The sequence below is a fragment of the Oribacterium sp. HCP3S3_B9 genome (assembly GCF_052064255.1).
In the GTDB taxonomy this organism is placed as follows: Bacteria; Bacillota; Clostridia; order Lachnospirales; family Lachnospiraceae; genus Oribacterium.
In genome coordinates, this window is sequence record NZ_JBQHVY010000002.1 from 273,745 (window position 1) to 282,595 (window position 8,851).

General features: G+C 46.7%; 14 protein-coding genes and 1 pseudogene. 7 read left to right on the top strand and 8 right to left on the bottom strand.

Annotated features, from left to right (window positions below; translation table 11 throughout):
* Nucleotides 1–61 precede the first annotated feature (61 nt).
* Nucleotides 62–382 (bottom strand): hypothetical protein, encoded by a 321-nt coding sequence (locus ACTNC3_RS02615; RefSeq protein ID WP_441226367.1) that lies wholly within the window; start codon nucleotides 380–382, stop codon nucleotides 62–64.
* Nucleotides 369–875, bottom strand: a complete 507-nt coding sequence (locus ACTNC3_RS02620; RefSeq protein WP_410043428.1) for a hypothetical protein — start codon at nucleotides 873–875, stop codon at nucleotides 369–371. Before ACTNC3_RS02620 ends, ACTNC3_RS02615 begins: the two co-directional genes overlap by 14 nt.
* Nucleotides 876–1,061: 186 nt before the next feature.
* Here ACTNC3_RS02620 and ACTNC3_RS02625 point away from each other — a divergent pair, with 186 nt between their 5' ends.
* Together ACTNC3_RS02625 and ACTNC3_RS02630 are read left to right on the top strand one after the other, a co-directional pair.
* Nucleotides 1,062–1,334, top strand: coding sequence for a type II toxin-antitoxin system Phd/YefM family antitoxin (locus ACTNC3_RS02625; RefSeq protein ID WP_410043427.1), 273 nt, complete (start codon nucleotides 1,062–1,064; stop codon nucleotides 1,332–1,334).
* The gene (locus tag ACTNC3_RS02630) at nucleotides 1,315–1,632 is read left to right on the top strand and encodes a type II toxin-antitoxin system RelE/ParE family toxin (protein ID WP_410043426.1); all 318 of its coding nucleotides are present in this window, start codon (nucleotides 1,315–1,317) and stop codon (nucleotides 1,630–1,632) included. Before ACTNC3_RS02625 ends, ACTNC3_RS02630 begins: the two co-directional genes overlap by 20 nt.
* Nucleotides 1,633–1,926: 294 nt before the next feature.
* Here the strand turns inward: ACTNC3_RS02630 and ACTNC3_RS02635 are convergent, their stop codons facing one another.
* From ACTNC3_RS02635 to ACTNC3_RS02645, 3 genes are all read right to left on the bottom strand, one after another.
* Complete coding sequence (locus tag ACTNC3_RS02635) at nucleotides 1,927–2,862, bottom strand: DUF1848 domain-containing protein (protein ID WP_410043425.1); 936 nt, start codon at nucleotides 2,860–2,862, stop codon at nucleotides 1,927–1,929.
* Nucleotides 2,863–2,959: 97 nt separating this feature from the next.
* Nucleotides 2,960–3,508 carry a histidine phosphatase family protein gene (locus tag ACTNC3_RS02640; protein ID WP_441226368.1) on the bottom strand — a complete coding sequence of 183 codons (549 nt, stop codon included), beginning with the start codon at nucleotides 3,506–3,508 and terminating at the stop codon, nucleotides 2,960–2,962.
* Between the two features lie 144 nt (nucleotides 3,509–3,652).
* Nucleotides 3,653–4,036, bottom strand: a complete 384-nt coding sequence (locus tag ACTNC3_RS02645) for a winged helix-turn-helix transcriptional regulator (protein ID WP_410043424.1) — start codon at nucleotides 4,034–4,036, stop codon at nucleotides 3,653–3,655.
* 268 nt (nucleotides 4,037–4,304) lie between these two features.
* Here ACTNC3_RS02645 and ACTNC3_RS02650 point away from each other — a divergent pair, with 268 nt between their 5' ends.
* A complete protein-coding gene (locus ACTNC3_RS02650; protein WP_441226369.1) occupies nucleotides 4,305–4,805 on the top strand; it encodes a DODA-type extradiol aromatic ring-opening family dioxygenase in 501 nt (166 codons plus the stop codon).
* 11 nt (nucleotides 4,806–4,816) lie between these two features.
* On the top strand, nucleotides 4,817–5,212 hold the full coding sequence (locus tag ACTNC3_RS02655; protein WP_154522770.1) for a pyridoxamine 5'-phosphate oxidase family protein: 396 nt from the start codon (nucleotides 4,817–4,819) through the stop codon (nucleotides 5,210–5,212).
* Between the two features lie 66 nt (nucleotides 5,213–5,278).
* On the opposite strand, the pseudogene ACTNC3_RS02660 reads toward ACTNC3_RS02655, so the two are convergent.
* The 3 genes and pseudogenes from ACTNC3_RS02660 to ACTNC3_RS02670 form a co-directional block, all read right to left on the bottom strand.
* A pseudogene (locus tag ACTNC3_RS02660) lies at nucleotides 5,279–5,500 on the bottom strand (VOC family protein); the annotation flags it as partial.
* Between the two features lie 138 nt (nucleotides 5,501–5,638).
* Nucleotides 5,639–5,866, bottom strand: a complete 228-nt coding sequence (locus ACTNC3_RS02665) for a hypothetical protein (protein WP_410043421.1) — start codon at nucleotides 5,864–5,866, stop codon at nucleotides 5,639–5,641.
* 73 nt (nucleotides 5,867–5,939) lie between these two features.
* Nucleotides 5,940–7,676, bottom strand: a complete 1,737-nt coding sequence (locus ACTNC3_RS02670) for a [FeFe] hydrogenase, group A (protein ID WP_441226370.1) — start codon at nucleotides 7,674–7,676, stop codon at nucleotides 5,940–5,942.
* A 335-nt stretch (nucleotides 7,677–8,011) separates the two neighbouring features.
* Here ACTNC3_RS02670 and ACTNC3_RS02675 point away from each other — a divergent pair, with 335 nt between their 5' ends.
* From ACTNC3_RS02675 to ACTNC3_RS02685, 3 genes are read left to right on the top strand one after another with little or no spacing between them, the layout of a single operon-like run.
* Nucleotides 8,012–8,227, top strand: a complete 216-nt coding sequence (locus ACTNC3_RS02675) for a hypothetical protein (RefSeq protein WP_441226379.1) — start codon at nucleotides 8,012–8,014, stop codon at nucleotides 8,225–8,227.
* Nucleotides 8,194–8,349: a MoaF-related domain-containing protein gene (locus ACTNC3_RS02680; RefSeq protein WP_441226371.1), complete on the top strand. Its 156-nt coding sequence runs from the start codon at nucleotides 8,194–8,196 to the stop codon at nucleotides 8,347–8,349. Before ACTNC3_RS02675 ends, ACTNC3_RS02680 begins: the two co-directional genes overlap by 34 nt.
* A gap of 30 nt (nucleotides 8,350–8,379) precedes the next feature.
* Entirely contained in the window at nucleotides 8,380–8,721 is a 342-nt protein-coding gene (locus ACTNC3_RS02685; protein WP_441226372.1) for a hypothetical protein, read from the top strand.
* Nucleotides 8,722–8,851: the final 130 nt, after the last annotated feature.

Consider the following 8,851-nt stretch of genomic DNA (forward strand, 5'->3'; position numbering starts at 1 on the left):
ATGCCATATACGAGATCACTGACCGCAAAATGCAGATTCTTTCCGGACTGCGCGGTCTCCTTCAGTGTGAGCTTCGGCTTTTCTCATTGACCACATGGATCGGAACCAGCGTGGTCTCGCCTGCACTCGACGTCACGCGTACATAATAGCGACCATTGTTCCGAAAATTCGTCTGTCCCATCGGAATCTCCAGCTCACCGACATGGCCCTTGCCATGCAGAACGTTCTTCTTCATGTCGAACTGAAGATCCGCATTGAGCGTCCTCTTCTGCTCGTCATAGGACACCAGCGCGAGCTTCTCGATGCCATCAAACCAGGTCTTCTCGTCCTCCGTGTTGTAATTAAACATAATAGACACCGTACCGCTCTCATCTTCCTTCATGATGGCGTCCGGTGCGTAGCTTGCATGCGCCGTCCTCGGTCTTATCATTCGCGTCCGTATTTTCCGTTTCCGTCGTCGCTTCACTCAGAGCGATCGTCTCGTACTTATCGGCATCTTCTGTACTGCGGATGCGGATCGTCCCCGGCGTGCGCTGCAGTGCGAGTTTGCCAATGCTTCCATCATCCGTCACTTTCGTCAGTGCACTGGTCACGTCTACGCCGTCGACCGTGACGACCGTATTTTCTGTGGTATAGCCCTCCTCATAGACGATCGGAAGCCACCAGCCGAGAGAATTCATCTCCGTCAGCTTCGTTTTCGTCTCATCAACGAGATTCGCAGTTGACTCCGGTGACGCTGTATTCTCTCCTGAATCCGGTTTCCCAGAATTCTCCGTATCGCTTCCCGTCTGATTTCCGCTGTTCTCCGAACCAGTACCGGAGCCGCTGGCGGATTGATTCGTGCGCGGTTCCCCGCTTCGGTACTTCTGGTGCATTTCTCATAGTTCTCGCTGCGTTCTTATACCCCATGTACCTTGATTTTCTTGCCATCAGATTCTCCTTAAAAAATGCAGATGCCAGAGAATGAATTTTTTCTCTGACATCTGCCCCATTGGCTTTTAGTTTTTTATTGTGATTCTGATAAAATAATGATAATGTAGTGTTATAAAGGAGGTGCCACTATGATCAACATTCGTCCTGTCTCAGATCTCAGAAATAAGTTTCCAGAGATTGAGGAAACAGTTACTAATTCCAACGCGCCTGTGTTTCTTACAAAGAATGGTTATGGAACGATGGTGCTCATGAGCATTGAACAATACTCCGAACTCACAGATAACATCGAGCAGAAACTGGATGAGGCTGATGCCGCTGCCGAACAAACTACCGTTCGGTATTCTGCTTCAGATGTTTTCGGCAGAGCAAGGAGAAGAATCAATGAGCACGCAAAAGTATAATCTGTCTTTCCTTCCCCTCTTTGAGGAAGACCTGGATGAGATCACAGATTATATTGCGAACCATCTGCATAATCCTGATGCTGCTCTCCGTCTGATTGATGATATTGAGATTGCGATCAATAAACGGCTTGAGACTCCGCTTGCTTTCGCACCCTATCCGTCATCGAAAACCAGGCCTCATCCTTACTACCGAATCAATGTAAGAAACTTTTCAATATTCTATGTTGTCATTGGCGACACAATGGAAATTCGCCGTGCTCTGTACGCCAAGCGTGATCTTGACAACCTGCTGACATAATTACAGTCAAGCCGCCTGCTGAAACAGGCGGCTTTTTCTGTCATCACTAGCACTGTATTTGCTACTGCGATTACTTTGCTCATATTCTTTTCCTCCCATCACGCATACCTAGAAGCCGGCGCGCATATAAAAAGAGGCACCCCTTCTCAGATTGATTCTGAAAAATGAGTACCTCTTCGGGCCACGTAGAGCCGGTATAAGAATCTTTCTACCCGCGACTTTTCCAATCGTGATTCCACAGGATCAATGTTTAATGTTCTACATCTACGATCATTTTGCTGTGTAGAGGGAGCTCTAGAGAAGGTCAAAGATGCTCATCTGTCTGTCAATCCAGGACGCCTGTTTGGCAGTGTGTACAATATCATGCTCTGTGAGATGTCCGATTAACAGCGGAGACGAAGGATCATGCTGACTCATATTATGGAGAACAGCGGATTGGTCGTAGTTGGCATAGCAATAAAGGCAGCCGTGTCCGCAGGTGTTGTACTCGCCAATATCAGCGCCAAGGAGACAGGAACACCCCTGCCGTGCAGGGGAATGGGTTGGCACGAGAAGTCTCTTTCCTATGGCATTTTCAATGACCTTCTTAGAAAAACACCCTTCTGCATCCACATGGCTTCTGACAAGGGATCTGTCTTCCAGACACAGGTGAATCTGCATACCCAGCCTTTCAGCGGTCATATTGAAAGAATCGATCAGCTCATTCTGTACGGACATCAGAACTGCCGATGCCTCTGGAAAATTGCGCTTTGTCTTTTCATACAGATCAAGGAAGCTCACTACACACTGATCGGTATAGGGCTTTAATTTCCCAGCCATCTCAGCGAATGTCCGTTTGTGGAAATCAACCGTATATTTTCCGAAAATAAAGACCGGATCGTACCTCCAGATGACACTCCTTCGGCCGGCGTAACGGGAAAGAGCAGCAAAGGCCTTCATAACCTTCTTCTTTTCCGGAACATGCGGCTCTATCTCCGTCCCGTAAGGAGTGATGGTCACCATGAAGAAAGTGCGGAATGCGTCCAGTTCATGGATCCTGTTCAGCATAGGAATTGGATTTTTTGTGCAAAAAGAGATGACATCCACAACTGACGGGTCCAACCTGTATTTTGTCACGGAGACCGGATTATATGGGTTCCTGACAAGGGCATATCTCTCGCGAATGCGGTTATAGAACCAGTCCGAAAAGAAGGCTGGGATGTCCGTTCGGCTTCCTGTGTTGATAATCATTGCATACCTCTGAAATCCACTGTGCACATACAATTTCAATTCTGCACAACTTATCTGCAATCTGCTGATTTTCGAGACAACTGAACGGATAAAGGCATCAGAAATCATATTCCCGCACTTGTGCATTGCGGATACCGAATGAAGCGAACTCCTCGTTCGTCATGTCATGAAAATATGACTCGATAATTCTGGAAATGCCGTTGTGTGCAACGAGCAGATATGTCTTCTCCGGATCCCTTTTCAGATCATCGATCAGATTGTAGATGCGCTGTGACATTCGCATCATGGATTCGCCGCCGTCAAAGCTGTCACAGAAGTTCTGCTTTGCTCTGGCAAACTCTTTTCCGTCTCGGGCGGTTCCCTCCCATTTGCCGAAATTCTGTTCAATGAGCCTTTGCTCGATCCGCATCGGCACACCGGTCATCACAGAAATTTCCTTTGCCGTATCATAGGCACGGCTGAGCGGTGATGTCAGGATTTCATCGATGGTGATTTCTCCGGCATCCATCTTCAGCTTCAGGATTCTTCCTGTCTCTCTGGCCTGCTCATGCCCCAGCTCTGTCAGGGGACTGTCTGTTGCGCCGCAGATCTTATTTTCAACGTTCCATACTGTCTGGCCGTGCCGGACGAAGTAAAATTTACCCATAGTTGTGTTTAAGGCTCCCTTGATAAAATAATATTGAGAATAATCCTTGAATGCATGATCAATCTTGAAGAGCCGGATATACTGCATTCAGCAAAGAATCAGAATATGTAATCGAGAATGAACATTTTTATTCTCCATAACTCTTTATTCATTATCTGTTGATGCATTTTTTGCTTTCAGATAAGTGATATATTCATTCCCCCATTTTTCGATCGACTGCAATACTGTTCTGAATTTCTCTCCGATCGGTGTCAGCTCATATTCCACGCGCAGTACGCCTTCCGTGTACACATTGCGGCGGATCATCCCTTCTTTTTCCAGGTATTTGAGCTGGTTGGAAAGTGTTCCCTGGGCGATATCAATTCTACGGAGCAATTCATTGAAGCGCACTGGACCATTTTCCAACTGATAAAGGATTAGAATTGCCCATTTCCCCTGCAGCACTGTCTGCGTGGTGACATAAGGACAGATGCCGAACAATTCCTTTCCCTGCTTTTTTGTCGTCTCTTCTATTTGTTCTATTTCCATTTCTGCATATCTCCTTCACTGTCGGAATAATGATAGATTAAGGCATACTTGGGAGAACACTCTGCACGGCCTTTACGCGGTTATTCATTAACTTGCTTGTATTTTCAGTATCCAGTCACTTGAAAATGACTTAGTCCTGTAAAAAATCCTGATTGACGATTGCACTCTATGTGATATTCTTAAGTTACTTCAATTAATTGACTATGTCAACGATTTAAAGCGCATCTGATATTTTTTCAAAAAATTAGATGGCAGGAAGGGAAACATCATGAGTACAAGAATGCCGGTAGTTTTCTCCGGGCACGGCACATGGACGGTTCTGGTACATATGTTTCCAAAGGCCGATATCCCTGTGGTTCAGCTCTCCGTAAACGGAAGGCTCTCCGCTGCACAGAGCTATGCGATCGGCAAAAAACTCACAGCGCTGAGGGATGAGGGATACCTGATCTTCGGCAGTGGAAATGTCGTGCATAACCTGATGCGTGTGGAATGGGACAATGACGGCGGCACACCGATGACACTGCGCTTTAATAAGGAAATCACGGATGCAGTTCTATCAGCGAAAAAGGACATTGTGATTCGTTATGATCAGCTGCAGGATGCGTCCTATGCTGTGCCGACACCGGATCATTTTCTTCCCCTCCTCTACTGCCTTGGCGCGACGGAGGGAAATCAGGTAAAGGTCTTCAACAATATCTGCAATCTGGGATCTATGGCAATGACAGGTTATTTATTTGAGACAATATTTGAGACAAATGCTAATGCATGAAGGAGGCAGAAATGGAGAAAGTACTTGAGTTTTTAAAAAAGGCCGGCGTTTGGTATCTTGCAACGGTCGATGAGGAAGGTAATCCGCAGGTTCGCCCGTTCGGCGCACAGAATATTTTTGAAGGAAAACTGTACATCCAGACAGGTCTGAAGAAGAAGGTGGCAAAGCAGATGCTGGCTCATCCGCAGATTGCGATCAGTGGGATGGCCGACGGCAAGTGGATCCGCCTGAACGCAGAGGCAGTACACGACGAGCGGATAGAGGCACAGCAGTCTATGCTGGATGCCAATCCCAGCCTGAAGTCTATGTATGCCGCAGGTGACGGTAATACGGCTGTCTTCTACCTGAAGAATGCGACAGCGGAGATCTGCAGCTTTACAGCAGAGCCGGAAGTTATCCGTTTCTGATCTGCGGTTCTGATCGTTCAGAACTACAAATATAAAGGAAACAGCTCTCTGGACATCTCAGAGCGAATGAATGTATCCGGTGCGCGCCTGCGCTTTTTCTTCATCTTTCATTCCCGGCTTATTCATGATCTCGAGGCGGGCACCGTCATCAAAACTAAGAAAATATGACCGGAAATCTGTCTTTGGATTATGATATCCTTCGTTTGATCTGGCACCCAGATACTGCATAAAGAAGGATCTCGCCTTTTCCAGATCATTGACATACATGGCGATATGTTCAATTTTCATTGTCTGTCCTCCCATGTACATGGCATATCCCCATCTGCGGATAAACGGATGGTCTGAAAGCACATATTTTCCCGCATAGGATAGGGCTGTTTTAAAATCCAGGTCCGCAACATATTTAATCAGTTCGTCAGTATGCCACTAGTCATCAAACAACAGGTTGTGATTGATAAATGACATCCGATCATTCACGCTTCCGATCTGATCCAGTGTCACATAGAAATAGATGCGATGAAACTGCTGCTCGGTCAGCACATACCCACGCAGGGCAGATACATCGGCGTTATTCTTTACATATCGCATGATCAGGGCATCCACATCTTTTGTTCTGTAAGATTCCGGCAGGGCATCCAAATCTGCCTGGACCATTTCTTTTGTCATCCTCATTGTTGATTCAGCACATTGTGACCGGCGCGCTGGTGACTGCGCGCCGGTCACGGTGTCATTCGATCTCATCGAAGTAGGAGCTGTCCTTGTGACAGATCGGACACTCAGCCGGTGGATTGACGTCCTCGCAGATATAACCACAAATGCGGCACTTCCACTTCTTAACAGGATCGAAGTAGGAGCTGTCCTTATGACAAATCGGACACTCAGCCGGCGGATTATCTCCTTCATAGATATAACCGCAGACACGACATTTCCATTTTCGTGTTGCAGATCCGGGCGTTGTCACTTCCTCATAATCGCCGGTGCCTTCTGACCTTGCATTTTTGCCTGTTTCTTCTCCGAAAAAGGCTGCTGCACCGTTTTTCGCTTCTGCTCCATCTACGTCAAATGTCAGTAGTGTCTTATATTTTCCGGCATCTTCACCGAGCAGCCCACTCCTGTCCGTGTAGGATGTATGGAGCATTTCTTCAGCGATCGGCGAGAGAGGCTTTCTGTAAAACTCTTCGTACAGCTGCTTCAGCTCTGGATTCTCATGACTCTTTCGCAACTTCATCTGCGCATCCCGCTTGTAAAGACTTTCAATACGGGAATCCACCATAGTTCTGCGCTCTTCCACATCGGCTTTCGGCTGTCCTCCGCCGCCAATGCATCCTCCCGGACAGGTCATGACCTCAATAAAATCATAATGTTTTCCGGATTCCTTTGCCATGGAAAGGAATCTGCGGACATTCGATGTGCCATAGATCACGGCCAGCTGAAGGCGCAGTGTTCCGATTTCTACGGCCGCTTCACGGATTTCCTGCATGCCGCGGACGGGCTCGAGTGTGTACAGTTCCTTTGGAGCAGGTTCATGTGTGACAAATTCGTAGGCAGTGCGGACGGCAGCCTCCATGACGCCGCCTGTGTTGCCGAAGATTACGCCTGCGCCGGAGGCCTCTCCCATCAGCTTGTCGAATTTTGAATCCTCCAGCGTTGAAAAATCAATGTCAGCCTTTTTCGCCCAGTCTGCGAGCTCACGCGTTGTGATGACATGATCCATATCTCTGAGACCGGGAAGATTCAGATACCTGGCGGAAGCATTCATTTCTCCGCGGCGGATCTCGAATTTTTTAGCGGTACAGGGCGTCAGCGCCACATTTACAATTTTCTTTGGATCTATCCCCATTTTCTTTGCAAAATAGGTCTTGATCGTAGGACCCTGCATCCCTATAGGGCTCTTTGCGGACGAAATATTCGGCAAAAGCTCGGGGTAATAGATCTCGGCAAACTTCACCCAGGCCGGACAGCAGGATGTGAACTGAGGAAGTGGCTTATTGTGCGTTGTAAGCCTCTCCACAAGTTCGCTGGCCTCCTCCATAATCGTCATATCTGCCGCGAAATTTGTGTCGAGCACATAATCTGCGCCCAGTTTCCGGAGGAGTGCTATCATCTTTCCTTCGACAAAGCTTCCTCTTTGCATTCCGAAAGCTTCGCCCAGGGAAACCCTGACGGATGGTGATGTACTGACGATAAGAACCTTATCCGGATCCTTTGCTGCGGCTATTACGGCGTCCATCTCCGGTGTCTCTGTTATCGAGCTGACCGGACAGACATTCGCGCACTGGCCGCAATGGATACAGACGGCAGTGTCGTTGGTCTTTGACAGGTCATAATAGCCGAGCACGCTGATATAATCCCGGCAGATGTCTCTGCACTGACCACACTTAATACAGATATTTTCTATGCGGCGGATGGCAGGATTGTCTGCCTCAATTGGAACACGGATGCTTTCTGATAAATGTTTTCCCACTGCGCGCCTCCTTTTTTTATTGAAACTTACGCCTTTTCTTGTTCTGTCATCCTTCCGGGTCAGCTCATCAGAAAATGGCTGCAGGAAAGATCGATCCTGCAACCATTATACACCTGCCTGTGTTTCCCCGCATTAAAAATTACACCGACCGAACTTTTTCAAATATCAGAGACCGATTTTTCCCCAGGCGGTAATTTTCAGGTGACTTGGTCACCAAAAAAATCGTACTTTTTAATTTCTGTAAATGCTATATAGTAAGTGTAGTATTAAATCAATACTTGTTTTACTTTTAATAGTATTTCAGCTTTTTAACATCAACAAAGGAGAAAACAAAGATGTCTATTTATGAATTTACTAAGGGGAAAAAGGTCGATGTAGATTATGAGACAGGCTACCACTTTGTAATTACCTATCTCAGTGAGAATAAACTGCATTGGGACGCACTCTCAAAGACCGCCGAGGGCGCTCCGGCACATGAGGACGAGCCGTATACTTCTTATGCGGCGATGGAAAATACATGGTCAACTGGATTGAGGCGTCCGGTCTTGTAGTATCCCAGATTGCAGATTTTGCAAATGGCAGGGTTTATGCCTTTATGACCTGGCCGGATGAGAATGCGCGCGGTAAAAGGGCTGAACTTCTTCACAAAGGCACACTGAAAATCATGGACTGATGTCTGATGACAGGAGAAAGGAACAAATCAATGAGAAAAACATTATCCACAGAGAATTTTAAGATTCATGTGTTCGGCACAGATGACAACAGTTTCAATGTAACCGCAGTCATCCTTCTGAAAGAAGCTGACGCTTATCTCATCAATACAGGTTTTACCAGAGCTACGGCAAATGAGCTTGTTGATTTTTTAAACACCGAAAAACTGAATCTGAAAGGTGCATTTGCTATCCACGGTGATCCGGATTACTATTTCGGAATAGAACAGATTCTACGCTCTGTTCCGAAGCTCGAGGTTCTTTCAACAGAGGAGACTCAGCAGCATGTATGTTGTAAACTAATAATACTAGTAATTGGAAATAAAAATCCCTGAAATTGGAAAAGGAATTCCCTATAAATGGAAAGGACACGTTGAAACACCAACCAATCAAAATTATCCTTTATCTAAAGCACAACCAATAGATAAGGGAGGAAAGGAAGATGCTCAGCATGTCCGATATCAA